This is a genomic window from Xanthomonas sp. LF02-5 (assembly GCF_034105325.1).
In the GTDB taxonomy this organism is placed as follows: Bacteria; Pseudomonadota; Gammaproteobacteria; order Xanthomonadales; family Xanthomonadaceae; genus Xanthomonas_A; species Xanthomonas_A sontii.
Genome location: NZ_JAXGGF010000011.1, coordinates 80,589 through 104,065, shown reverse-complemented (window position 1 = coordinate 104,065; position 23,477 = coordinate 80,589). Strand labels below are relative to the sequence as shown.

The window sequence follows — 23,477 nt, the reverse complement described above, 5'->3', positions numbered from 1 at the left end:
TCTAGCCGCGCAGCAGCAGGAACGGCAGCAGCACCAGCGAAGCGACCAGCAGCATGCCCAGCAGCGTCGCCAGCACGAACAGCGGGCGCTGCCGCAGCAGGCGGGCGAAGGTCTCCGCGCTGCCGTCGCGCAGCGCCGCGGCACGCTCGGCGCGGGCGCGTTCGCCGCGCTGGGCCTGGTACTCGGCCAGAAGCGTCTTGGCCCGCGCCTGCTCGGCGTCCTCGCGCAACCAGATGCCACCGGCGGAGATGCCGAAGGTGCCGGCGCGGGTTTCGTAGTAGCCGATGCCGGCAGCGTCGAGCAGCGCGCAGACCTCGGCGCGTTCGTCGTCGGGCACGTGACGCAGATTGAGCAGCAGTTTGGCCATGCGCCGCATGATAGCCGCTGCGGCGATGCGCTACCCTTGCACGTCCTGCCCGCCGTGGACGTCCCGCATGCGCCGAATCCTGCTGCTGTTGAGCCTGTCGTTGCCGGCGTGGCTGCTGATTGGCTGCACCCCGCCGGGTCCGCCGCCCGGCGGCAGCATCGCCGCGTTCCAGGCCACCGACGAGCGCGTCGGCGACGGCGCCGAGGCCCGCCCCGGCAGCCGGGTCACCGTGCACTACACCGGCTGGCTGTACGACGAGCACGCCAAGGACAAGCGCGGCGAGAAGTTCGACGCCTCCGCCGACCACGGCCAGCCCTTCAGCTTCGTGCTCGGCGCCGGCCAGGTGATTCGCGGCTGGGACGAGGGCGTGGCCGGCATGCGCGTGGGCGGCAAGCGCCTGCTGATGCTGCCGTCGGACTACGGCTACGGCGACAGCGGCGCCGGCGGGGTGATCCCGCCGGGCGCCTCGCTGGTGTTCGAGGTCGAACTGCTCGATGTCCAGCCGCGTTGAGTCGACTGCGCCGATGCCCGCCAGCAAGCACGCCGCGCCGGTGCGCGGCCGTCTCGCCATCGTCGGCGGCGGTCCGGCGGGGCTGATCGCCGCCGAGACCGCGCGCGCCGCCGGCGCCGAGGTCGACGTGTACGAGGCCAAGGGCTCGGTGGGACGCAAGTTCCTGATCGCCGGCAAGGGCGGCCTCAACCTGACCCACTCCGATCCGTTCGAGCGCTTCGTCGCCCGCTATCGCGAGCGCGCGACGGCGGTCGGCGAGTGGCTGGCCGACTTCGATGCCGACGCGCTGCGCGCCTGGGCGCAGGCGCAGGGCGTGGAGACTTATGTGGGCAGCTCCGGCCGGGTGTTCCCGCTGGATCGCAAGGCCGCGCCGCTGCTGCGCGGCTGGGTGCGGCGGCTGAAGGACGCAGGCGTGCGCTTCCACGTGCAGCAGCGCTGGCTGGGCTGGGACGCGGACGGCGCGCTGCGTTTCGCCGGCGCCGACGGCGAGCAGCGCGTGCAGGCCGATGCCTGCGTGCTGGCGCTCGGTGGCGGCAGTTGGCCGCAACTCGGTTCCGACGGCGCCTGGCAGGACACGCTGCGCGCGCGCGGCGTGGAGGTGGCGCCGCTGCAGCCGGCCAACTGCGGCTTCGACGTGGACTGGAGCGCGCACTTCCGCGAACGCCACGCCGGCGCGCCGCTGAAGCCGGTGGTCGCGCATTGGCACGATGCGCAGGGCCAGGCACAGTCGCTGCAGGGCGAGTGCGTGGTCGGCGAGCACGGCATCGAAGGCAGCCTGATCTATGCGCTGGCCGCGGATCTGCGCGATTCCATCGCCGCACACGGCCCGGCCACGCTGTGGCTGGACCTGGCACCGGGCCGCGACCTGCCGCGGCTGCAGGCCGAACTGGGCAAGCCGCGCGGCGGCCGCAGCTTCGGCGAACACCTGCGCCGCCAGGCCGGCATCGACGGGGTCAAGGCGGCGCTGCTGTTCGAGATCCTGGGCAAGCAGGCCGGCCAGGATCCGGCGCTGGCCGCGGCCACGCTCAAGCGCCTGCCGCTGACCCTGCTGCGCCCGCGCCCACTGGCCGAGGCGATCAGCAGCGCCGGCGGCGTGCGTCTGGAAGCGTTGGATGCGCAGTTGATGCTGCGGGCGCTGCCCGGCACCTTCTGCGCCGGCGAAATGCTCGACTGGGAAGCGCCGACCGGCGGCTACCTGCTCACCGCCTGCTTCGCCAGCGGCGTGCGCGCCGGGCGCGGCGCGGTGGCCTGGCTGCAGCGTCAAGCCGCGCACTGACCTCCAGCGCACGCGGCACGCGGCGCTCAGAGCACCGCAATCTGTACCCGCGCCTGCGGATCGCGCTTGGCCACGTACATGGCCTCGTCGGCGCGCTGCGTCAGCAGCACCGGATCGAAACCGGGCCCGGCCTGCACGGCGATGCCGATGCTCGGCTGCAACGGCAGGTGCCGACCACTGACCTCGCAGCCGTCCGCGCATGCCTCCATGATCCGCGCCGCGGCCGCCAGCACTTCGCGCCTGGCGTCGGCCAGACCTTCCAGCAGCACCACGAACTCGTCGCCGCCCAACCGCGCGATGCTGTCCTGCCCGCGCAGGCAACGCTGCAGCAGCCGCGCGAAGTGCACCAGCAGCGCATCGCCGACGTGATGGCCGAAACGGTCGTTGACGCTCTTGAAGTCGTTCAGATCCAGGAACATCACCGCCACCTGGCCTTGGCCACGGCGCTCGTTCATGCGCCGCCGCAGGGTCTGGTTCCAGGCCATCCGGTTCGGCAGCCCGGTCAGTTCGTCGCGCAGCGCGCGCTCTTCCAGCAGCCGCGCCAACCGGGTCTGCCCGGTGATGTCGCTGATCATCAGATGCAGTCCGATCCGCTGCGGCGCCAGGGCCACGTCCGGAATCAGGCTGAAATGCATGATCCGCAACGCATCGGTGGCATCGCAGAGCTCGGCGTCGAACTGCGCCGGCACGCCCTGCAGCGCCGCCGGCAGGTGGGGTTGCAGCAGGGCCAGTTGCTGCGGATCCAGCACCTCGTGCAGGCGGCGGCCGACGATGCGCTCCGGTGCCAGCGCGAACCACTCCGCATATGGCCGATTGACGAACTGGTAGCGCAGGTCGCGGTCGAGATAGGCGATCAGCGCCGGCGCATTGTCGGCGATGGTGCGCAACTGCGCCTCGCTGTCGCGCAGGCGGTGTTCGGCCAGGTGCTGCTCGGTAATGTCCTGAATGTGGGTGACGAAATGCAGCGGGTGCCGCTGTTCGTCGCGCACCAGCGACACCGACAGACGCGCACGCACGGTATGGCCGTCGCGATGGCGGTAGCGCTTTTCGCTGCGGTAGTCGCTGCGGCGGCCGGCGATCAACGCAGCCACCTGTTCCATGTCCTCGGCCAGGTCCTCGGGATGGGTCAAATCCTGGAAGCGCAGTTCCAGCAGCTCCGCGCGGCTGTAGCCGAGCATCGCGCACAAGGCGTCGTTGACGTCCAGCCAGTGCCCTTCCAGCGACACCAGCGCCATGCCGTGCGCGGCCGCCGAGAACGCGCCGGAGAAACGCTGCCCGGCCAGCAGCGCCGCATGCGACGCCGCGCGTTCGACGCTGACGTCGCGCATCACGCACACCGCGCCCAGGCTGCGCCCATCGCCGCCCTCCAGCCGTTCCGCATTGCACAGCACGCTGCGCGGCGGTTGTCCCTTGGCGGCGATCACCATTTCCGCATCGCGCACCGATTCGCCGCGCCAGGCACGGACCAGCGGCACCTCGTCACTGGTCAGCAGCCGCTGGCCGCTGGCGTCGAACAGGTCGAAGTACTTCGCCCACTGTTCGGGCGGCAAGGCGCGCGGATCGGCGCCGTGCCACTGCCGCGCCACCTGGTTGAACTCGCCCAGCGTGCCGTCGGCCTGGCACGACACCACGCCGTCGGGCATGGTTTCCAGCAGCAGGCTCAGCGTCTTGGCCTGGTCGTGGGCGATGCGCGCATCGCGGCGCGCCTCCAGATGCGCGGTGACCTGCCTGGCCAGGCGCTGCAGACCTTCGCGCTGGCGTTCGTCCAACTGCCGCGGACGGATGTCGATCACGCACAGGGTGCCGTAGCTGTAGCCCTGGTCGCCGATCAGCGGCATGCCAGCGTAGAAACGCAGGTGTGGCGCGCCGCACACCAGCGGGTTGCCGGCGAAACGCGGATCCAGCGTGGCGTCCGGCACCTCCAGCAACTGCGGCTCCAGCAAGGCATAGGTGCAGAACGCCATCTCGCGCGGATACCCGGTGGTGCCGGCAGGCAGGCCGCAACTGGCCTTGAGCCATTGCCGGCGCTCGTCGATCAGCGAAATCAGCGCGATCGGCACCTTGCACAACTGGCTGGTCAGCCAGATCAGGTCGTCGAACGCCGGTTCCGGTGCAGTGTCCAGCATCCCCAGCTCGGCCAGCGCGCGCAGGCGCTCGGCTTCGTCGACGGGCAGCGGCGCGGGAACGACGTCGGGGACCGAGGGCTGATTCATGCGCGGCACGCTGAGAAGGAAACGGCACGATAACGGGCGGCGGCAGCGATGGCGAGCATGCGTGACCGATGCGGCGATGCAAAAAAGCGAACGCCCTGCCCCGCCGCTGTCAGAACGCATCGGTTGTGGGATGCCTACCTCACGGCACCGCCGGCGCGGCGCGCTTCTCCATGAACACGCAATCGAGGACGATCCCGCAGGGATGCGGGTAGCTTCCCTCGCTTACCACGGCATAGCCCTGCGCAAGGTAGAACGCCACCGCATTCAGCGCCGCGGCGAGATGGATGCGCGGACACGGCGCCAGGCGCTGCTCCAGCGCCTGCAGCAGGCGCCGGCCGCAACCGCGCCGACGGCGCCTCGCTCATTGCGACTTGCTGTCGCGCAGGCGCCGGATCCTCTCCGGCGGCTGGAACGAATCGCTGCGCGCGTCGCCCCAGTAATCGTGGAAGACCGCATGGTCGGGCACGGTGCGCAGCAGTTCGCCCGGCTCCAGGTAGCGGTACAGCGAGGCCAGCGAGCGGATCTCCACCTGCGAGATGCGGCGCAGGATGTGCTCCGGCCCCAGTTGCGAAGGATGCGTCAACCCGGCGGCGCTGAGCAGTTCGCGCAGGGCCTTGAGCGTGTTGGCGTGGTAGTGCGCGACCCGGGTGGCCTTGTCGGTGGGGTCCAGATGCTGCCAGCGGCGACGGTCCTGGGTGGCGATGCCGGTCGGGCAGCGGTCGCTGTGGCAGCTCAGCGACTGGATGCAGCCCAGCGCGAACATGAAGCCGCGCCCGGCGTTGCACCAGTCCGCGCCCAGCGCCAGGGTGCGCGCGATGTCGAAGGCGCTGGTGATCTTGCCGGCGGCGCCGAGCTTGATGCGCTCGCGGATATCCAGCCCGACCAGGGTGTTGTGGACCAGCAGCAGGGCCTCGTGCATCGGCACGCCGACATGGTCGATGAACTCCGCCGGCGCCGCGCCGGTGCCGCCCTCGGCGCCGTCGACGACGATGAAATCCGGGTACAGGCCGCTTTCCTGCATCGCCTTGGCGATGGCGAACCATTCCCAGGGGTGGCCGATCGCCAGCTTGAAACCGGTGGGCTTGCCGCCGGACAGTTCGCGCAGCCGCGCCACGAACTGCAGCAGCTCCAGCGGCGTGGAGAACGCCGAATGCCGCGACGGCGAGACGCAGTCCTGGCCCATGGCGACGCCGCGGGTGGCGGCGATCTCGGCACTGACCTTGGCCGCCGGCAGCACGCCGCCGTGGCCCGGCTTGGCGCCCTGCGAGAGCTTGATCTCGATCATCTTGACCTGCTCCAGCGTGGCGTTGGCGACGAAGCGCTGCGGGTCGAAGCGCCCCTCCTCGTCGCGGCAGCCGAAGTAGCCCGAGCCGATCTCCCACACCAGGTCGCCGCCGCACTCGCGGTGGTAGGGCGAGATCGAGCCCTCGCCGGTGTCGTGGTAGAAGCCGCCCTGGCGCGCGCCGGCGTTGAGCGCGCGGATGGCGTTGGCCGACAGCGCGCCGAAGCTCATCGCCGAGATGTTGAACACGCTGGCCGCGTACGGCTGCGCGCAGCCGGCGCCGATGGTGACGCGGAAGTCGTGGTCGGCGATCTCGCAGGTGGCCAGCGAATGGTTGATCCATTCGTAGTCCGGCGCGTAGGTGCTGCGCTGGGTGCCGAACGGCACCACGTCCATCACGTTCTTGGCGCGCTGGTAGACCAGGGCGCGCTGCTGCCGCGAGAACGGCGCCTCCTCGATGTCGCTCTGCAGGAAGTACTGGCGCATCTCCGGGCCGACCGATTCCAGGCCGTAGCGGAAATGCGCCAGGATCGGATAATTGCGGCGCAGGGTGCTGCGGGTCTGCAGCAGGTCCACGGTGCCCAGCACCGCCAGCACCGCGAAGGCGGCCACGCCCCAGCCCCACAGCGGCCAGATCGCGCACAGGGCGATGGACAGCGCCAGCAGCACGCAGCTGGCGATATAGGCTAGGTAGCGGTGCATCGCGGTCCTCGCAGGCGTCGTAAGCCGGCGAGTGTAGAGGGTGTCGCGCTCATGGCGTTGCAACCGTCATCGGGGCCGCTTGGCGCAGGTACAGCCAGCGCATGCCAATGCGCCGGTGACACCAGACGGTACGCGCGCCCGAGAACTGCGCTACAGCCGGTCGTCCACCGCCGCGCGCGGCCACACCGACTTGACGTCGTAGACCACCAGATCGGGCGTGCCGAGCGCGCGGATCTGCGCTGCGTCCAGGTCGCGGTAGGCCGCGTGCGCCACCGCCAGCACCACCGCGTCGTAGCGGCCGGGCACCGGCTCGGGCAGCAGGTCCACGCCATGCGCCTGCGCCGCCTGCGGATCGGCCCAGGGATCGCAGGCATCGACGCGGGCGCCGGCCGCGGCCAGCGCCTGCACCAGCTCCAGCGCGCGGCTGTTGCGCAGGTCCGGGCAGTTCTCCTTGAAGGTGACGCCGAGCACCAGCACGGACGCATCGGCCATCGCCACGCCCTTGCCGGCCAGCAGTGCCTGCACCCGCGCGGCGACATGCGCGCCGACCCGGTTGTTGACCTGGCGCGCGGTGTGGATCAGGTCCGGGTGGTAGCCCACGCTCTCGGACTTGTGCAGCAGGTAGTACGGATCCACGCCGATGCAGTGGCCCCCGACCAGGCCGGGCCGGAACGGCAGGAAGTTCCACTTGGTGCCGGCCGCGTCCAGCACGTCCTGGGTATCGATGCCGAGGCGGTCGAAGATGAGGGCGAGTTCGTTGACCAGGGCGATGTTGACGTCGCGCTGGATGTTCTCGACCACCTTGGCCGCCTCGGCCACGCGGATCGACGGCGCGCGCCAGGTGCCGGCCGCGATGATGCCGGCATACAGCGCGTCCACCGCATCGGCGGCGGCCGGGTTCGAGCCCGAGGTGATCTTGCGGATGTCGGCCAGGCGCCGCTGGCGGTCGCCGGGATTGACCCGCTCCGGGCTGTAGCCGCAATGGAAGTCGACGTCGCAGCGCAATCCCGAGCCCTGCTCCAGCAGCGGCACGCAGACTTCCTCGGTGGTGCCCGGGTAGACGGTGGACTCGTAGATCACCAGGTCGCCGCGCTTGAGCACGCCGGCCAGCAACTCGCTGGCCTGGCGCAGCGGCTGCAGGTCGGGCTGCTCGTGCGCGTCGATCGGGGTCGGCACGGTGACGATGTACACGTTGCGGTCGCGCAGCGCCGCCGCGTCGTCGCTGTAGCGCAGGTGCACGCCGGCGCGCAGTTCCTCGGCCTCCAGTTCCAGGGTCTGGTCGTGCCCGTCGCGCAGTTGCGCCACGCGCTGCGCATCGATGTCGTAGCCGAGCGTGTCGTGGCGGGCGCCGAACGCCACCGCCAGCGGCAGGCCCACATAACCGAGGCCGATGACGGCGATGCGCGGCGGCGCGGAGTCGAGCACGGGAGCAACGGGCATGCCAGTCCTTTGCGGGCACCAGCGGCGGCGGCCGTCGGCGCGTGAGGGGGAAACGGGGTGCCCGCGGACGCGGACCTCGTGCATGGTAAGCCGCTGCAGCGGCGCGGACCAGATTGCTCGGCGGAACGCCAGGGTCGCAGATGCGCGCCTCGCATTCACACGCCGCGTCGGCCTCCTTCACAACGCTGCGTGTGAAAGTCGGCGCCCGAGATCACGCTTTGTCGCCGCGCAGGTGCGCGTCTTGTCATGCACACCACATGAGCACCACCTCACCTTTACGCGCCGCGGCCTAGGGTGATGGAGCGGTGGCTGCCAGGGGGGCACCCTCCGCCTCCCTCTTTCCTCTCACTCAAGGAGAACTCGCGTGAGTCACGCTCCGAGCCTGCTCGTGGATGTCGAAGCCGAATTGGCGCATTGGAAGGCGCTGCACGCGGCGGGCAAACTGGGGTCGCAGTCGTTCAGCGAACATGCGCGCCTGATCAAGATGGCCTGCGATGTGTTCCTGCAGTTGCCGCGCGAATCCAACGACGTGCGATTGCAGCGCCTGCGTCAGCGCTACGACGCCGAACACCCCTGGCCGCGCATCGCCTGGAGCGATGCCGAAACCCTGGTCGTCGCCTGCTGGGCGCGCCTCGACGGCTCCGAGCAGCACGACCGCCATCCGGATCCGGCGCCCACCCCCGCCTGATCCAGGAGGTTCGTCATGTCCCCGCCCGCCAACCGCGACAACGCCCACGACTCCCAGCAACGCAGCCACACGCCGGACAAGATCCACAACGACGACGCGCAGTGGAAGGATCGCGACCAACCCGACAGCGACCCCGAGCGCGACCACGCCGATCCCGAACACGACTATCCGCGGCCGGACGGCAGCGAGTAAGGACGCCACGACTCCCGCTGCGGCACACCACGGTCGCCGCAGCGGCCCCCTGCCCAACCGCACCGAACGCCGACGGTCAGCGTAGGCTCGAGCCGCGCACGATGCAGCGGCCACTGAGCACCACCTTGCGGGTCGGCTGCGTCGGCGCATTCATCCGCTCCAGCAGCAACGACATCGCGGTGCGCCCCATCTCTTCCACCGGCTGTTCGATCACGGTGATCCCGGGCTCGACCAGGTCGGTCCAGCTTTCGTTGTCGAAGCCGGCCAGCGCCAGATCCTGCGGAATGCGCAGGCCGGCGCCGCGCGCGGCCTTCAGCGCGCCCATCAGCAGCAGGCTGTTGCTGGCCACCAGCGCGTCCGGTCGCGGCGTCTGCGCCAGCCAGGCCTGGACCTCGGCGATCGCCGCCTCCGCGCTCGGTGCCACCTCGCGATAGTCCGGCGTCAGGCCGTGCCCGCGCATCGCCTCCAGATAGCCGTCGCGACGCTCGGCGGCAGTGCTGCTGGTCTTGCCGAACAGGCCGCCGATGCGGCGCACGCCGCGGCCGACCAGGTGATCGACCAGCGCCGCCATCGCCGCGGCGTTATCCAGCACCACGCTGTCGTGCGTACCGCTCTTGCCGGCGCGGTCCAGCAGCACCACCGGATGATCGAAGCTCAACTTGCCCAGTTGGCTCTGGGTGGTGCGGGTGGGGGCGAAGATCAGCCCGCTGACCCGCTCTTCCTGCATCAGTTGCAGATACAGCGCCTCGCGCTGCGGATCCTCGTCGGTATTGCACAGGATCACGCGCATCCCGGCGCGGTAGGCCACGTCCTCGACTGCGCGAATGGCCGCGGTGAAGAACGGATTGCGGATGTCGGCGACGATCAGCCCCACCACCCCGGAGTGCTGCGAGCGGAGCCGCCGTGCCATCAGGTTGGGGCGGTAGCCGGTCTCGCGCACCGCCGCTTCCACCCGTGCGCGCACCTCCTCGCTGACCGGGCCGTGGCCCAGTGCCCGCGACACGGTCGAGGTCGAGACGCCGGCGACGCGCGCCACGTCGTGGATGCTGACGCTCACTGGCAACGTTCCCGCTTCTTTTCCATGTCGACCCCCTGTCGTGTGGCGCTACCGGATAGTAGCACCAAGCTTTTCCGAAAGAATTGTGCACTGCACATTGACGATAGACTGGGAACGTTCCCACACTGCGCCCACTTGCCGCCCACCCTCAAGGATTCCGCGTGTCCCAGACGCCCGCCTCTCCCCTGGTTTCCAGCGACCTGGTCCGGGTCGATGTCCAGGCCCGCGACAAGGCCGACGCAATCGCCCAGGCGGCGCAGTTGCTGGTCGCCGCCGGCTGCGTGCCGCCGGCCTACGAGGCCAGCATGCTGCGCCGCGAAGCGCTGGCCAACACCTTCCTGGGCCATGGCGTGGCGATCCCGCACTGCACCGGCGAGGACCGCCACCTGGTGCGCCGCGACGGCATCGCGGTGCTGCAGCTGCGCGACGGCGTGGAGTGGAACCCGGGCCAGACCACCCACCTGGTGGTCGCCATCGCCGCCCAGTCCGACACCCACATCACCGTGCTGCGGCGCCTGACCAGGCTGATCCAGGATCCGCCCAAGCTGGAGGCGCTGTTCGCCAGCGACGACCCGCAGGCGATCGTCGCCGCCCTGAGCGAGGATGCGGCCGCCCCCGCGCCCGCCGCCGCGGCCAGCGACCTGGCCGAGCGCTTCGACTGGACCGTGCGCTACCCCACCGGGCTGCACGCGCGCCCGGCCACGCGCTGGGTGGAAACCGCGCGCGGCTTCGCGGCCCGCATCCAGGTGCGCGCCGGCGACCAGGTCGGCGACGCCAAGAACCTGGTGTCGCTGCTGCAACTGGGCCTGCACGCCGGCGACACCGTGACCATTTCGGCCGAGGGCCAGGACGCCGCCGCGGCGCTGGCGCGGCTGCGCAGCGTGATCGACGCGCTGACCGCACAGGAGCAGGCCGATGCCGACGCCGCGGCGCAACGCCGCGCCGCGCCGGTCGCCGGCTGGACCCCGCCGCAGGCGCAGCCGGCCATCGTCGGCATCGGCGCCAGCCCCGGCCTGGCGATCGGCGTGGTGCACAAGCTGGCCGGCCACGACGTCGCCGTCGCGGACACGCCGGTGCCGCTGAGCGACGGCGGCGCCCTGCTGCACGACGCCCTGCAGCGCACCCGCACGCAACTGCAGGCCATCGAAGAGGACACCCGGCGCCGGCTCGGCGCCGGCGATGCGGCGATCTTCCGCGCCCAGGCCGAACTGCTCAACGACACCGACCTGATCACCCTGGCCTGCCAACTCATGGTCGAGGGCCACGGCGTCGCCTGGTCCTGGCAGCAGTCGGTGGAGCGCCTGGCCAACAAGCTTTCGGCGCTGGGCAATGCGGTGCTGGCCGGACGCGCCAGCGACCTGCGCGACGTCGGCCGCCGGGTGCTGGCGCACCTGGATCCGAGCCTGGCCGGCGGCAGCCTGGCGCAGCTGCCGGCCGCGCCGTGCATCCTGCTCGCCCACGACCTGTCGCCGTCGGACACCGCCAACCTCGACACCGGCCGCGTACTCGGCCTGGCCACCGCGGTGGGCGGCCCGACCTCGCACACCGCGATCCTTTCGCGCACCCTCGGCCTGCCGGCGCTGGTCGCCGGCGGCGCCGACCTGCTGGACCTGGAGGACGGCGCCACCGTCATCGTCGACGGCAGCAGCGGCCGCCTGTACCTGGCGCCGTCGGAGGCCGACCTGGCCTCGGCCCGCGCCTACATCGAGGAACAGCAGCAACTGCGCGCGCGCGAGGCCGAGCAGCGCAACCAGCCAGCGCAGACCGAAGACGGCCATCGCCTGGAGATCGGCGCCAACGTCAACCTGCCCGAGCAGGTCGCCGCGGCACTGGCGCAGGGCGCCGAGAGCGTGGGCCTGATGCGCACCGAATTCCTGTTCCTGGAGCGCGGCAGCACGCCCAGCGAGGACGAGCAGTACGCCACCTACACGGCGATGGCGCAGGCGCTGGACGGCCGCGCGCTGATCGTGCGCGCCCTGGACATCGGCGGCGACAAGCAGGTGGCGCACCTGAACCTGCCGCGCGAGGACAACCCGTTCCTGGGCGTGCGCGGCGCGCGCCTGCTGCTGCGCCGCGCCGACCTGCTGCAACCGCAGCTGCGCGCGCTGTACCGCGCCGCCAAGGACGGCGCGCGCCTGGCGATCATGTTCCCGATGATCACCTCGGCGGCGGAACTGCTGACGCTGCGCGCCGAATGCGAGCGCCTGCGCGCGGAACTGCAGGCGCCGGAGGTGCCGCTGGGCATCATGATCGAAGTGCCGGCCGCGGCGATCCAGGCCGATGCGCTGGCAAAACACGCGGACTTCTTCTCGATCGGCACCAACGACCTGACCCAGTACACCCTGGCCATCGACCGCCAGAACCCGGACCTGGCCGCCGAGGCCGACAGCCTGCACCCGGCGGTGCTGCGCCTGATCCGCACCACCGTCGAGGGCGCCGCGCGCCACGGCCGCTGGGTCGGCGTGTGCGGCGGCCTGGCCGGCGATGCGTTCGGCGCGGCCCTGCTGGCCGGCCTGGGCGTGCACGAGCTGTCGATGACGCCCAACGACATCCCCGCGGTGAAGGCGCGCCTGCGCGGCAGCCGTCTGGATGCGCTGCAGGCGCTGGCGCAGCGCGCGCTGGACTGCGAAAGCGCGGCCGAGGTGCGCGCGCTCGACGGAGCCGGCGCATGAGCGTCGATGCCGTCACCGTCACCCTGAATCCGGCGATCGACCTGACCGTGGCGATCGACCGGCTGCAACCGGGCCAGGTGCACCGTGCGCGCAGCGCCCACGCCATCGCCGGCGGCAAGGGCATCAACGTCGCCGCCTGCCTGGCCGATGCCGGCCTGCGCTGTGCCGCGCTCGGCGTGCTCGGCGCCGGCAATGCGCCGGTATTCGAAACCCTGTTCGCCGAACGTGGCATCGACGACCGTTGCCTGCGCGTGCCCGGCGACACCCGCAGCAATCTCAAGCTGGTCGCCGCCGACAGCGGCGCCACCACCGATATCAACCTGCCCGGCCTGGCCCTGGACCAGGCCCAACTCGATACCGTCGGCGCGCGCTTGGCCGAGCTGCTGCGTCCCGGCTTGCCGGTGGTGCTCAGCGGCAGCCTGCCGGCAGGCCTGGCCGAGGACACCTGGCGGCACCTGCAGGCGCAGGCCGCCGCCGCCGGCGCGCGGGTGCTGCTGGACACCAGCGGTGCGCCGCTGCACGCCGCCCTGGATGCGCCGCGCGCGCAACTGCCGTTCGCGATCAAGCCCAACCGCCACGAGCTGGAGGAATGGGCCGGCGCGCCGCTGGCCAGCACGGCCGAGCTGCTCGGCGCCGCGCGCGCGCTGCTGGCGCGCGGCATCGGCCTGGTCGTGGTGTCGCTGGGCAGCGATGGCGCGCTGTTCGTGCGCGGCGAGCAGGCGCTGCTGGCGCAGCCGCCGCAGCTGACCGGCGGCAGCAGCGTCGGCGCCGGCGATGCGATGGTCGCCGGCCTGGTCGCGGCCTTGCGTGCCGACGCCGACCTGGCCACCTGCGCGCGCCAGGCCACCGCCTTCGCCGTGGCCACCCTGGGCAGCGGCGTCGCCCGCCGCCTGCCGCGCGAGCGCCTGGCCGACCTGGCCGCCGCGGTCCGCGTGGAGACCCTGGCATGACTTCCGCCGCGTCGCTGCTGTGCGCCGCGTCCTCTTGCGCTCATCGGGAGCCCGCATGAATCCGATCCTCGTGGTGATCGCCGCCGGCGATCGCAGTACCGAAGCCGTCCTCGCCGCCGAAGCGCTGCGCCATGCCGCCACGCTGCGGGGTGCGACGCTGCAGGCCGAGGTGCGCACGCCGCAGGGCGTGATCGCCCCGCTGGACCTGGCCGCCGCTCCCACCGCCGCGCCGCTGCTGCTGGTCGGCGACGGCGACGTCGATGCCGCCCGCTTCGCCGGCCGCAGCGCGCAGCGCAGCAGCCTGGACGCGGTGCTGGCCGATGCCGGCGCGGTGCTGGCGCCGCTGCTGACCGCGGCCACCGCCACCGCCGGCGCGGCCGCTGTCGGCGGCACCGAGGGCGCCGGCAAGCGCATTGTCGCCATCACCTCCTGCCCCACCGGCATCGCCCACACCTTCATGGCCGCCGAGGGCCTGCAGCAGGCGGCCAAGGCGCTGGGCCACCAGATCCGGGTGGAAACCCAGGGCTCGGTCGGCGCGCAGGACGCGCTCAGCGCCGAGGAGATCGCCGCCGCCGACCTGGTGCTGATCGCCGCCGACCGCGAGGTCGACCTCGGCCGCTTCGGCGGCAAGCGCCTGTTCAAGAGCGGCACCAAGCCGGCGATCAACGACGGCCCGGCACTGATCCGCAAGGCCCTGGCCGAGGCCAGCGTGCACGCCGCCGGCAATGGCGGCAGCGCCCCGGCCAAGGCCCAGGGCGGCCGCTCCGCCGGCCCGTACAAGCACCTGATGACCGGCGTGTCGTTCATGCTGCCGTTCGTCACCGCCGGCGGCCTGCTGATCGCGCTGGCGTTCGCGCTCGGCGGCATCTACGCCTTCGACGACGCGCACAAGGGCACCCTGGCCTGGTCGCTGTTCCAGATCGGCGCCAAGGCCGGCTTCACCCTGATGGTGCCCGCCCTGGCCGGCTACATCGCCTACTCCATCGCCGACCGCCCCGGCATCGCCCCCGGCATGATCGGCGGCATGGTCGCGGCCAACCTCGGCGCCGGCTTCATCGGCGGCATCCTGGCCGGGTTCATCGCCGGCTACGGCGTGGCCGCGCTGAACCGGGCGATCAAGCTGCCGCGCACGCTCGAGGGCCTGAAGCCGGTGCTGATCCTGCCGGTGCTGGGCACCCTGCTGGTCGGCCTGGCCATGCTCTACGTGGTCGGCCAGCCGGTGGCCGAGCTGCTGGCCTGGCTCACCGAATGGCTGCGCGGCATGCAGGGCAGCAGCGCGGTGCTGCTGGGCCTGCTGCTGGGCGCGATGATGGCCTTCGACATGGGCGGGCCGGTCAACAAGGCCGCCTATGCCTTCTCCACCGGCCTGATCGCCAGCCAGGTGTACACGCCGATGGCCGCGGCGATGGTCGCCGGCATGACCCCGCCGCTGGGCATCGCCCTGGCCACCTGGGTGTTCCGCAGCCGCTTCACCCAGGACGAGCGCGGCAGCAGCGCCGCCACCGGCGTGCTCGGCCTGGCCTTCGTCACCGAAGGCGCGATCCCGTACGCCGCACGCGATCCGCTGCGCACCATCCCCGCGCTGATGCTCGGCTCGGCGCTGGCCGGCGCCATCTCGATGGCCGCCGGCGCCGAGCTGAAGGTGCCGCACGGCGGCGTGTTCGTGCTGCCGATCCCCAACGCGGTCAGCCACCTGGGCATGTACCTGGTGGCGCTGCTCGCCGGCACCGTGGTCACCGCGGTGGCGCTGCGGGTGCTGAAGAAGCCGGTTCTCGCCTGATCCCGTCCATGCGCCGGCGCGTCGCCACGCGATGCCCCTCCCCCCGTCGCCGCTGGCGGCGCGCCGGCCTTTCCCTGCTGAGGAGTTCCGCCATGTCCCGTCCCCTCGTCTCGTCCCTGCCCCTGGCCACCCTGGCGCTGGCGCTCGCCGCACCGCTGGCCCATGCCCAGGACGCCAGCGACGCCTTCAAGCTCAAGCTCGCCTACACCGGCGAAGGCGCGGTGTCGCTGGACGGCGGCAAGCATGAGGGCAGCGCCTACGCCGGGCAGCTGATGTTCGGCACCGACGTTGACCTGCAACGGCTGATGGGCTGGAACGGCGCCACGCTGAAGGTCTACGGCATCAATCGCCATGGCACCAACCTGGCCAACGGCAATATCGGCAACAGCACCTCGGTGCAGGAAATCTACGGCGGCCAGGGCACGCGCCTGGCCAACTTCACCATCGACCAGAAGCTGTTCAACGACCGCCTGGAACTGGAGGCCGGCCGCAGCGTGGCCAACATCCACTTCCTGGGCTCGGAGCTGTGCGGCTACTTCCAGGGCAACTCGGCCTGCGGCAACCCGACCTTCGTGTTCCGCACCAGCAACTTCACCTACTGGCCGGTGTCCAGCTGGGCCGCGCACGCCAAGGCCTGGGTGACCCCGAACGTGTATGTCCACGTCGGCGCCTACGAGGTCAACCCGACCCAGGCCGAACGCGGCCAGCACGGCCTCAACTGGAGCACCAACGACCGCACCGGCGTGATCGTGCCCTATGCGATCGGCTACAGCACCCAGGCCAGCGGCGCGCGCCTGCCGGCGATGTACGAGCTGGGCGGCTGGCAGGACAACTCCGACTACCGCGACCCGCTCAACGACCGCAACGGCAATCCGGCGCGGCTGAGCGGACTGGACTATGCCACCCGCAACGGCCGCTCCGGCGCGTTCTTCCGCTTCGAACAGCAGGTCACCCGCCCCGATCCGGACAGCAATCGCGGGCTGGTGCTGTTCGGCTCGGTGCTCAAGGGCACCTCCGGGCAGTTGATCGAAGACCATTTCCTGGAGTTGGGCCTGGTCCAGCGCGGCACCTTCGCCAGCCGTCCGCAGGACAACATCGCCTTCGTCGTCACCCAGCAGCACTACAGCGACGACGCCCTGGAAGACCTGCGCCTGGCCCGCGCCGCGGCCGGCGGCAGCGGCACCCCGCACCGGTCCCAGACCATGATGGAACTGAGCTACGGCATCCAGGTGACCCCGCAACTGCGCATCGCCCCGAACCTGCACTACATCGTGCACCCGGACCAGTTCAACGAGCCGGCCCGTACCCGCGACCTGCCCAATGCCCTGGTGGCCGGGTTGCGGCTGGACTGGGCGCTCTGAGGGGCCGGGATTCGGGAGTCGGGATTGGGGATTCGCAAAGGCGGGCGGACTGCGGCCTGAAAGTTTGCGTGCAGACGCGGCGCGCGGTCTGACGCTGACAGCATCAGTGCAGACCGACCCATCCGCGCAGATGCCGACATGATTCACTCTCGATAGCGGCACGTTGAACGCACGAGGCCCCGGCATGCCGGGGCCTCGTGCGTTTTCTTCCCTTTGATTCCGATCGCAGTGGCGCTGCGCCGATCCGTCGGCGCCTGCGGGAGCGAAACGTGGCCGGCGAATCGAGATCCGTTCGATTCCGTGCGAGCCGTCTCCCTGGCGCGGGAGCGGTGACGTTGCCGACCCGTTCATGATGCCGCGGACCCGGGCGCGTGAGGATCGGCGGATGCCGCGGCCGGCTATAGGGTTTTTCCTACCCGGCGGGGTCAGGACCGGCGAGCGCGCAGCGATGTCATGGATGATAATGGTCATCACCGCATCGCAGAATCTGGATACACACTCCATCGAAGCTACATCGACGTATGTGAACGTAGTGACTTCGCCGCCGCCGATTACGACGGTTTTCCCACATCCCCGTTGCAAGCATTTCGCATCATGCGCATCCTGGTCGCCGAAGACGATACGTCCATTGCCGTTGCATTGCGCGACTCGCTCGCCGAGTGCGGCCACGTAGTGGACCATGTCGGCGACGGTGCCGCCGCCGAGCGCGCGCTCGGTAGCGAAAGCTATCAACTGCTGGTGCTGGACCTGGGCCTGCCGCGCCGCGACGGGCTACAGGTGCTGCAGCGCCTGCGCGCGCGCCGCGACGAGATCCCGGTGCTGGTGGTGACGGCGCGCGATGCCGTGGAAGACCGCATCCACGCGCTCGACCAGGGCGCCGACGACTACCTGATCAAGCCCTTCGAACTGTCCGAGTTCCTCGCCCGCACCCGCGCGCTCCTGCGTCGCAGCAGCAGCGGCGGCGTGCCGGAACTGGTGCTGGGGCAGCTGCGCATCAACCTGGCCGGGCGCCGGGTGTGGCTGCAGGACCAGCCGCTGGACCTGACCGCGCGCGAGTTCGCGCTGCTGGAGACCCTGCTGCTGCGCAGCGGTCGCGTGGTCAGCCGCAGCCAGCTGACCGAAGCGCTGTGCGACTGGCAGCACGAAATCACCGACAACGGCCTGGACATCTCCATGCACCGCCTGCGGCGCAAGCTGCACGGCGCCGGCGTCGGCATCCGGACCATCCGCGGCCTGGGCTATCTGCTGGAGGAGTCGCGCGCCGCCTCACCGGCCGCCGACCACGCACAGATGCCGCAGTGAGCGCGACCGCGGCCGCGCATTCGCCGGCATACCGCCATCCCAGCCTGCGCCAGCGTCTGCTGGCGTTCCTGCTGATTCCGACCGTGCTGCTGATGCTGGTGGTGTCGGCGCTGTTCTACCTGCTGATGCTCAAGTACACCAATCACGTCCACGACATGGACCTGAAGGAGGACACGCAGGGCCTGGCGAATGCGGTCAACGACCCCGGCGAGCGCATGCCGCTGACCCTGCAGGCGCGGCAACTGCTGGAGTACAGCAGCGACGGCCGGGTGTTCTTCAAGCTCGACAGCCGCCGCCACGGGGTGATCAGCGGCAGCACCCAGCCGATTCCGGCGCATCAGGATCCGGCCGAAGTCGGCCGGGTGATGCTGTACGACGACCGCATGGACAACGGCGTGCCGGTGCGTGTGGCCAGCCTGTTGCTGCCTTCGGCGCTGGAGCCGGGCGACTGGCTCACCGTGTCGGTGGCCGAGACCCTGGACGACCGTCACCGCCGCGCCCGCGAGATCCTGGTGCTGATGCTGCCGACCGAACTGCTGCTCACCTGCTCGCTGCTGGTACTGGTCTGGCATGGCGTGCGCGTGGGCCTGCGCATGCTGGAGCCGGCGGTGCGGCGGCTCGACGACAGCCAGCGCGACCTCAGCCCGGTGTCCGGTCCCGACATCCCGGTGGAGATCGTGCCGCTGACCCAGGCCATCGACGGCCTGCTCGGCCGCCTCAAGCACATGATGGCGCTGCAGGAACGCTTCCTCGCCGACGCCGCGCACCAACTGCGCACGCCGCTGGCCGGGCTGAGCATGCACGTGCAGCGCGCCCAGGCCAGCCAGCGCCCGGAAGACACCGCGCAGGCGCTGCAGCACATCCGCCAGCTGACCGACCGCGCCACCCGCACCTCCACCCAGCTGCTGGCGCTGACCCGCACCCAGGCCCCGCGCGAGAGCATCCGCCCGCTGTTGCCACTGGATCTGGCGCAATGGCTGCCGCAGGCGCTGGCCGAGCGCATCCCCGACGCCCTGCACGCCGGCGTGGACCTGGGCTACGACGGCGGCGACGACGACGCGGCTGCGGCCTGGGTCGCCGCCGACGCCTATGCGCTGCGCGAACTGCTCGACAACCTGCTGGACAACGCGTTCCGCCACGCCGCCGGCCGTGTGGTCACGGTCAGCCTGCGGCACGATCCGCTGTCCGTGCGCCTGGCCGTGGACGACGCCGGCAGCGGCATCGACGAGGCCCTGCTGCCGCGCCTGGGCGAGCGCTTCTTCCGCGCCCCGGACGCGCCCGAAGGCGGCACCGGCCTGGGCCTGGCGATCGTCGCCAACATCGCCGCCCGCCACCACGCCACGCTGCGCTACCGGCGCTCGGCGCTGGGGGGCCTGCGTGCGGAGCTGGACCTGCCGGCCGGCGCGGAGCCGCAGGCATGAGCCGGAGCCGGATCCGCCCGGCCAGCGTGCTGGCGCTGGCCGCCGCACTGGCCCTGGCCGGCTGCGCCAGCACGCCGTTGCCGGACCTGCCGCAACAGTCGCTGCCCGCGCGATGGAGCAGCCCGACGCCGCAGGCCGCGGTCCCGCGCCCACTCGGCACGGCCTGGTGGCAGGACTTCCACGACCCGCAGCTCGACGCGCTGGTCGCGCAGGCGCTGCGCGACGACCTCAACGTCGGCCAGGCACTGGCCAAGCTGCGCGCGGCGCGGCGCCTGGATACCGTGGCTGGCGCATCGCAACGCCCGCAGCTGCGTGCGCGCACCCTCGACCCGATCGACCCCGACGCCAGCGCCTCGTTCCTGGTGGTCGGGCTCGACTCGGAATGGGAGTTGCCGCTGTTCGGCCGCGGCGAGGCGACCCGGCGCATGGCCCGCGGCGATCTGGACAATGCCCAGGCCGACCTGGCGCAGGTACGCGCGGCGACCATCGCCGAGGTGACCCGCAACTGGATCGACCTGCGCCACGCGCAGCAGGCGGAGCGGCTGCAGCAGGATGTCGTCGCCGCCCGCCAGCGCCAGGCGACCCTGCAGGCGACGCTGGTCGACCTGCATCTGGCCACGCCGGCTTCCGCGGCGCAGGCGCAGGCCGCCGCACTGCAGGCGCAAACCGCCCTGGACGAGCCGCGCGATGCCGCCGCCGCAGCCGCGCGGCGCCTGGCGGTGCTGCTGGGCCGCGACACGCCCGACCCGGCATGGAGCACGGCCGCGGCCAGCGCCGCGCCGACGGCGTTGCAGATCGCCGCGGTCGACAGCGTCCCGGCCGACCTGCTGCGCCGGCGCCCGGACATCGCCACGCGCGAAGCCGAGGTGCTGAGCGCGGCCGGCGCGCTGGATCTGGCCCGCGCCGATCAGTACGGCAGCATCGGCCTGGGCGGTTCGATCCGCTGGTCGACCACCCTGCTGAGCCATCGCCGCACCGCCACCCACGGCATCGCCTCGTTCGGCCCGGTGATCGACATTCCGCTGTTCGACTGGGGCATCCGCCATGCCAAGGCCAAGGCGCGCGGCGACCTGCTGGAAGCGGCCACCCTGGCCTACCGGCAGACCGTGCTGGAGGCAGTCAACGAGGTCGAGGACGCGCTGACCGCACTGGAACAGCAGCGGCGCAACGTCGAGACCCAGCAGCAGGTGCTGCAGGCACAGCAGCAGGCCAGCGAGGTCGCGCAGCAGCGCCGGCGGCTGGGCCTGGGCAGCGACCTGGACGTGGCCACGCAACAGGCCGCGCGCGACCAGGCCGCCCTGGAACTGCTGGAAGCGCAGCGCCAGCGCGACCTGGCCTACGTCGCCCTGCACACCGCACTGGGCAGCGCCACTGCGCCGATCCGCGGCACAGGCGCCGTCAGCAACCACGAAGGCGCGCAGCCCTGATGGTCGCGCTGGCCCGCCAGACCCTGCGCTACGAGTGGCGCCGCTTCCTGCCGGTAGTGGTGTCGGTGGGCTTCGCCAGCCTGTTGCTGCTGCTGCAGACCGCGCTGGTGCTGGGCATCTTCGGCAGCGCCAGCGTCTATGTGTCCGGCTCCGATGCCGACCTGTGGCTGGGCTATCCCGGCACGCAGAGCGTGGACCAGGGCCGCGCCATCGATCCGGACGCGGCCGCGCCGCTGTACCTGGACCCGCGGGTGGCGCAGGTCGAGCCGTTCATCTGGTTCGACGGCGACTGGCGCGGCCCCGGCGACACCGGCGCGGTGTCGGTCTACATCTCCGGCATCGACACCCGCGACGGCGGGCTGATGTTCTCCCGTCTGCTCAGCCCCGCCCTGCGCGCGGCGCTGCGCGAACCGGACACCGTGGTGGTGGACCGCGCGGAACTGGACAAGCTCGGCGTCGGCGTCGGCAGCAGCGCGCGCATCAATGGTCATCGCGTACGGGTGATCGGGGTCGGCCGCGGCCTGCGCGCGCTCGGCGGGGTCAACGTGCTCGCCTCGCTGGACACCGCGCGCGCGCTCAACAGCGACACTGCGCATCCGGACTGGCCGACCTACATGGTGGCCAGGCTGCGCCCCGGCGCCGACCCGCAGGCGGTGGCGCAGGCGATCGACAGCGCGGTCACGCGGCCGCGCGTGGAGGCCTGGAGCGCGGACGATTTCGCCCGGCGCAGCATCCTGTTCTGGATGTTCGACACCGGCGCCGGCTCCGGCGTGCTGTTCCTCGGCGGCATCGTGCTGCTGGTCGGCGTGGCCATCACCAGCCAGACCCTGCTCGGCACCGTGCTCGGCGCCGCGCGCGAGTACGCCACGCTCAACGCGCTGGGCGTGAGCATGCGCAATCTGCGCTGGGTGGTGCTGGAACAGGCCGCCTGGGTCGGTGCGCTGGGCCTGATCGGTGCCAGTGCGCTGGGCGCGGCGCTGGTCGCGCTGGCCCGTGCGCACGACGTGCCGGTGGCGTTCAACGCCAGCGGCTGGGGCCTGTGCGTGTGTGCGGTGATGCTGCTGACCGTGGTCTCGGCCCTGGCCGCGCTGCGCGGCCTGCGCCGCGCCGATCCGGCGTTGCTGCTGCGATGAGCCGCATCGTCGCCCCCGCCGCGCTGCATCCGGCCGCCGCCACCCTCAGCGGCAGCGGACTGTGCAAGAGCTTCGTCTCCGGCAGCCTGCGCACGCCGGTGCTGCGCGACGTGGAACTGCAGGTGTGGCCGGGCGAGCTGACCCTGATCTCCGGCCCGTCGGGCTGCGGCAAGAGCACCCTGCTGTCGATCCTCAGCGGCCTGCAGCGCGCCGACGCCGGCCGGGTGCTGGCGCTGGGCGAGGAACTGGGCGCGCTCGGCGCCACCGCGCTGGAGCAGTTCCGCCTGCGCCACACCGGCTTCATCTTCCAGGGCTTCAACCTGTTCCCGGCGCTGTGCGCGCTGGACCAGGTGCGGCTGCCGCTGCAGTACATGGGCCTGGCCCCGGCCGAAGTGCGCAGCCGTGCGGAGGAGGCGCTGGCCGAGGTCGGCATCGCCCACCGCCAGCACCTGCGCCCGGCCGAACTGTCCGGCGGCGAGAAGCAGCGCGTGGCGATCGCCCGCGCGCTGGCCAAGCACCCGGCGCTGCTGTTCGCCGACGAACCCACCAGCGCGCTGGACGCCGGCAACGGCCAGATCGTGATCGACCTGTTGCATCGCATCGCGCGCCGCCACAACACCATGGTGCTGTGCGTGAGCCACGACCCGCGCCTGATCCGCCACGCCGACCGCGTGCTGTCGATGGAGGACGGCCGCATCCTCGACGACCGCCGCGTCAACGCGCCGCCCTCGCCCCTGCCCTCACGGAATCCCGCACCATGAAAGCGTTCGCCGCCGCGCCCCTGCTGAGCCTGCTGCTGGCCGCATGCGCGCCCTCGGACCGCACGCCGGCCCCGGCGCCGGCCGCCACCCCGGCCTACCTGGCGGTGGCGCGCGGCCGCATCGATGTGGAAGGCGGCGTGCTCAAGCTCGGCCTGCCGGTCGCCGCGACCCTGCGCGAGGTACCGGTGCACGAGGGCGACGCGGTGCAGAAAGGCGCCGTGCTGGTCGCCGGCGACGACCGCGCCGCCGCGGTCGACCTGGACATCGCCCGTACCCGCGCGCAAGCCGCGGCGACCCACCTGAAACAACTGCAGCAGCGCCTGCAAAGCGCCCAGCAGAAGCAACGGCGGCTGGCCGAGGCTGCGCGCCTGGGCGCCGGCGACGGGCAGACCGCCGACGACGCCAGCGACGCGGTACAGAGCCTGGCCGACGCGCTGGACACCGCACGCAGCGACGCGGCGCTGGCCGACGCGCAGGTGCGCGCGGCCGAACTGCAGCGCGCGCAGTACCGGCTGCAGGCGCCGGTCGCCGGCCGCGTCCTGCAGCTGTCGGCCGCGGTCGGCGCGCGCAGCGAGGCCAACGCGCCGCTGCTGACCCTGCTGCCGGACGCGCCGCGCCTGGTCCGCGCCGAATTGAACGAAAGCTATGCCGGCAGCGTCACCCCGGGCATGGCCGCCGAGGTCATCAGCGACGACGGCCGCCAGACCGTGCTCGGCCAGGCGGTCGTGCGTTGGCTGGCGCCGGCCTACGGCCCGACCCAGTTGCACGACGACGCCACGCCCGCCGGCAACGACCGCAGCGTGGCCTGCGTGCTGGCCTTCACCCAGCCCTCGAGCCTGCGCCTGGGCCAGCGCGTGCTGGTGCGCTTCCGCAACCAGGCCGCGGCCAAGCATTGAGCTTGCACGCCGCCGCCGCGGCGAAAGGCTGCTGAAACGCGCAGCG

19 protein-coding genes and 1 pseudogene are annotated in these 23,477 nt (G+C 71.9%); 14 read left to right on the top strand and 6 right to left on the bottom strand.

Annotated features, from left to right (window positions below):
- Position 1: 1 nt before the first annotated feature.
- Positions 2–367, bottom strand: coding sequence for a DUF6164 family protein (locus SLW52_RS20670; RefSeq protein WP_026144771.1), 366 nt, complete (start codon positions 365–367; stop codon positions 2–4).
- Between the two features lie 67 nt (positions 368–434).
- Between SLW52_RS20670 and SLW52_RS20665 the strand changes: the two genes are divergently transcribed.
- Positions 435–878, top strand: a complete 444-nt coding sequence (locus SLW52_RS20665; protein WP_017911084.1) for an FKBP-type peptidyl-prolyl cis-trans isomerase — start codon at positions 435–437, stop codon at positions 876–878.
- Positions 879–891: 13 nt separating this feature from the next.
- On the top strand, positions 892–2,154 hold the full coding sequence (locus SLW52_RS20660) for a TIGR03862 family flavoprotein (RefSeq protein WP_320741179.1): 1,263 nt from the start codon (positions 892–894) through the stop codon (positions 2,152–2,154).
- 26 nt (positions 2,155–2,180) lie between these two features.
- Here the strand turns inward: SLW52_RS20660 and SLW52_RS20655 are convergent, their stop codons facing one another.
- From SLW52_RS20655 to SLW52_RS20640, 4 genes and pseudogenes are all read right to left on the bottom strand, one after another.
- Positions 2,181–4,367, bottom strand: coding sequence for a diguanylate cyclase (locus SLW52_RS20655; protein WP_320741177.1), 2,187 nt, complete (start codon positions 4,365–4,367; stop codon positions 2,181–2,183).
- Positions 4,368–4,506: 139 nt separating this feature from the next.
- Positions 4,507–4,707, bottom strand: a pseudogene (locus SLW52_RS20650) (GNAT family N-acetyltransferase); the annotation flags it as partial.
- 21 nt (positions 4,708–4,728) lie between these two features.
- Positions 4,729–6,351: an FMN-binding glutamate synthase family protein gene (locus tag SLW52_RS20645; RefSeq protein ID WP_017917473.1), complete on the bottom strand. Its 1,623-nt coding sequence runs from the start codon at positions 6,349–6,351 to the stop codon at positions 4,729–4,731.
- A gap of 150 nt (positions 6,352–6,501) precedes the next feature.
- Positions 6,502–7,791, bottom strand: a complete 1,290-nt coding sequence (locus SLW52_RS20640) for a nucleotide sugar dehydrogenase (RefSeq protein WP_039729525.1) — start codon at positions 7,789–7,791, stop codon at positions 6,502–6,504.
- A gap of 364 nt (positions 7,792–8,155) precedes the next feature.
- On the opposite strand from SLW52_RS20640, the gene SLW52_RS20635 reads away from it, so the two are divergent.
- Together SLW52_RS20635 and SLW52_RS20630 are read left to right on the top strand one after the other, a co-directional pair.
- Positions 8,156–8,479: a hypothetical protein gene (locus SLW52_RS20635; RefSeq protein WP_017911090.1), complete on the top strand. Its 324-nt coding sequence runs from the start codon at positions 8,156–8,158 to the stop codon at positions 8,477–8,479.
- Positions 8,480–8,494: 15 nt separating this feature from the next.
- Positions 8,495–8,671: a hypothetical protein gene (locus SLW52_RS20630; protein WP_267084269.1), complete on the top strand. Its 177-nt coding sequence runs from the start codon at positions 8,495–8,497 to the stop codon at positions 8,669–8,671.
- A gap of 76 nt (positions 8,672–8,747) precedes the next feature.
- Here the strand turns inward: SLW52_RS20630 and SLW52_RS20625 are convergent, their stop codons facing one another.
- The gene (locus SLW52_RS20625) at positions 8,748–9,728 is read right to left on the bottom strand and encodes a LacI family DNA-binding transcriptional regulator (RefSeq protein ID WP_017911092.1); all 981 of its coding nucleotides are present in this window, start codon (positions 9,726–9,728) and stop codon (positions 8,748–8,750) included.
- A gap of 161 nt (positions 9,729–9,889) precedes the next feature.
- On the opposite strand from SLW52_RS20625, the gene ptsP reads away from it, so the two are divergent.
- From ptsP to SLW52_RS20575, 10 genes are all read left to right on the top strand, one after another.
- Positions 9,890–12,400, top strand: a complete 2,511-nt coding sequence (gene ptsP, locus SLW52_RS20620; RefSeq protein WP_320741171.1) for a phosphoenolpyruvate--protein phosphotransferase — start codon at positions 9,890–9,892, stop codon at positions 12,398–12,400.
- Entirely contained in the window at positions 12,397–13,350 is a 954-nt protein-coding gene (gene pfkB, locus SLW52_RS20615; protein WP_267099405.1) for a 1-phosphofructokinase, read from the top strand. The genes ptsP and pfkB overlap by 4 nt, the downstream gene beginning before the upstream one ends.
- Positions 13,351–13,405: 55 nt before the next feature.
- Complete coding sequence (locus SLW52_RS20610) at positions 13,406–15,130, top strand: fructose-specific PTS transporter subunit EIIC (protein ID WP_267099404.1); 1,725 nt, start codon at positions 13,406–13,408, stop codon at positions 15,128–15,130.
- A gap of 92 nt (positions 15,131–15,222) precedes the next feature.
- Entirely contained in the window at positions 15,223–16,491 is a 1,269-nt protein-coding gene (locus SLW52_RS20605) for a carbohydrate porin (protein WP_267084265.1), read from the top strand.
- A 594-nt stretch (positions 16,492–17,085) separates the two neighbouring features.
- On the top strand, positions 17,086–17,793 hold the full coding sequence (locus tag SLW52_RS20600) for a response regulator transcription factor (RefSeq protein WP_017908858.1): 708 nt from the start codon (positions 17,086–17,088) through the stop codon (positions 17,791–17,793).
- Positions 17,790–19,214 carry a sensor histidine kinase gene (locus SLW52_RS20595; RefSeq protein ID WP_320741168.1) on the top strand — a complete coding sequence of 475 codons (1,425 nt, stop codon included), beginning with the start codon at positions 17,790–17,792 and terminating at the stop codon, positions 19,212–19,214. The genes SLW52_RS20600 and SLW52_RS20595 overlap by 4 nt, the downstream gene beginning before the upstream one ends.
- Positions 19,211–20,641 (top strand): efflux transporter outer membrane subunit, encoded by a 1,431-nt coding sequence (locus SLW52_RS20590; RefSeq protein ID WP_320741166.1) that lies wholly within the window; start codon positions 19,211–19,213, stop codon positions 20,639–20,641. The genes SLW52_RS20595 and SLW52_RS20590 overlap by 4 nt, the downstream gene beginning before the upstream one ends.
- A complete protein-coding gene (locus SLW52_RS20585) occupies positions 20,641–21,774 on the top strand; it encodes an ABC transporter permease (protein ID WP_017910964.1) in 1,134 nt (377 codons plus the stop codon). Before SLW52_RS20590 ends, SLW52_RS20585 begins: the two co-directional genes overlap by 1 nt.
- Positions 21,771–22,535: an ABC transporter ATP-binding protein gene (locus tag SLW52_RS20580; protein ID WP_017910965.1), complete on the top strand. Its 765-nt coding sequence runs from the start codon at positions 21,771–21,773 to the stop codon at positions 22,533–22,535. Before SLW52_RS20585 ends, SLW52_RS20580 begins: the two co-directional genes overlap by 4 nt.
- A complete protein-coding gene (locus SLW52_RS20575; protein ID WP_267120992.1) occupies positions 22,532–23,431 on the top strand; it encodes an HlyD family efflux transporter periplasmic adaptor subunit in 900 nt (299 codons plus the stop codon). Before SLW52_RS20580 ends, SLW52_RS20575 begins: the two co-directional genes overlap by 4 nt.
- Positions 23,432–23,477: the final 46 nt, after the last annotated feature.

Bases quoted from the DNA above. Each gene is read 5' to 3' on its own strand.
- SLW52_RS20670 (WP_026144771.1), bottom strand. From the start codon at position 367: ATGGCCAAACTGCTGCTCAATCTGCGTCACGTGCCCGACGACGAACGC.
- SLW52_RS20665 (WP_017911084.1), top strand. From the start codon at position 435: ATGCGCCGAATCCTGCTGCTGTTGAGCCTGTCGTTGCCGGCGTGGCTG.
- SLW52_RS20660 (WP_320741179.1), top strand. From the start codon at position 892: ATGCCCGCCAGCAAGCACGCCGCGCCGGTGCGCGGCCGTCTCGCCATC.
- SLW52_RS20655 (WP_320741177.1), bottom strand. From the start codon at position 4,367: ATGAATCAGCCCTCGGTCCCCGACGTCGTTCCCGCGCCGCTGCCCGTC.
- SLW52_RS20645 (WP_017917473.1), bottom strand. From the start codon at position 6,351: ATGCACCGCTACCTAGCCTATATCGCCAGCTGCGTGCTGCTGGCGCTG.
- SLW52_RS20640 (WP_039729525.1), bottom strand. From the start codon at position 7,791: ATGCCCGTTGCTCCCGTGCTCGACTCCGCGCCGCCGCGCATCGCCGTC.
- SLW52_RS20630 (WP_267084269.1), top strand. From the start codon at position 8,495: ATGTCCCCGCCCGCCAACCGCGACAACGCCCACGACTCCCAGCAACGC.
- pfkB (WP_267099405.1), top strand. From the start codon at position 12,397: ATGAGCGTCGATGCCGTCACCGTCACCCTGAATCCGGCGATCGACCTG.
- SLW52_RS20610 (WP_267099404.1), top strand. From the start codon at position 13,406: ATGAATCCGATCCTCGTGGTGATCGCCGCCGGCGATCGCAGTACCGAA.
- SLW52_RS20605 (WP_267084265.1), top strand. From the start codon at position 15,223: ATGTCCCGTCCCCTCGTCTCGTCCCTGCCCCTGGCCACCCTGGCGCTG.
- SLW52_RS20600 (WP_017908858.1), top strand. From the start codon at position 17,086: ATGCGCATCCTGGTCGCCGAAGACGATACGTCCATTGCCGTTGCATTG.
- SLW52_RS20590 (WP_320741166.1), top strand. From the start codon at position 19,211: ATGAGCCGGAGCCGGATCCGCCCGGCCAGCGTGCTGGCGCTGGCCGCC.
- SLW52_RS20585 (WP_017910964.1), top strand. From the start codon at position 20,641: ATGGTCGCGCTGGCCCGCCAGACCCTGCGCTACGAGTGGCGCCGCTTC.
- SLW52_RS20580 (WP_017910965.1), top strand. From the start codon at position 21,771: ATGAGCCGCATCGTCGCCCCCGCCGCGCTGCATCCGGCCGCCGCCACC.
- SLW52_RS20575 (WP_267120992.1), top strand. From the start codon at position 22,532: ATGAAAGCGTTCGCCGCCGCGCCCCTGCTGAGCCTGCTGCTGGCCGCA.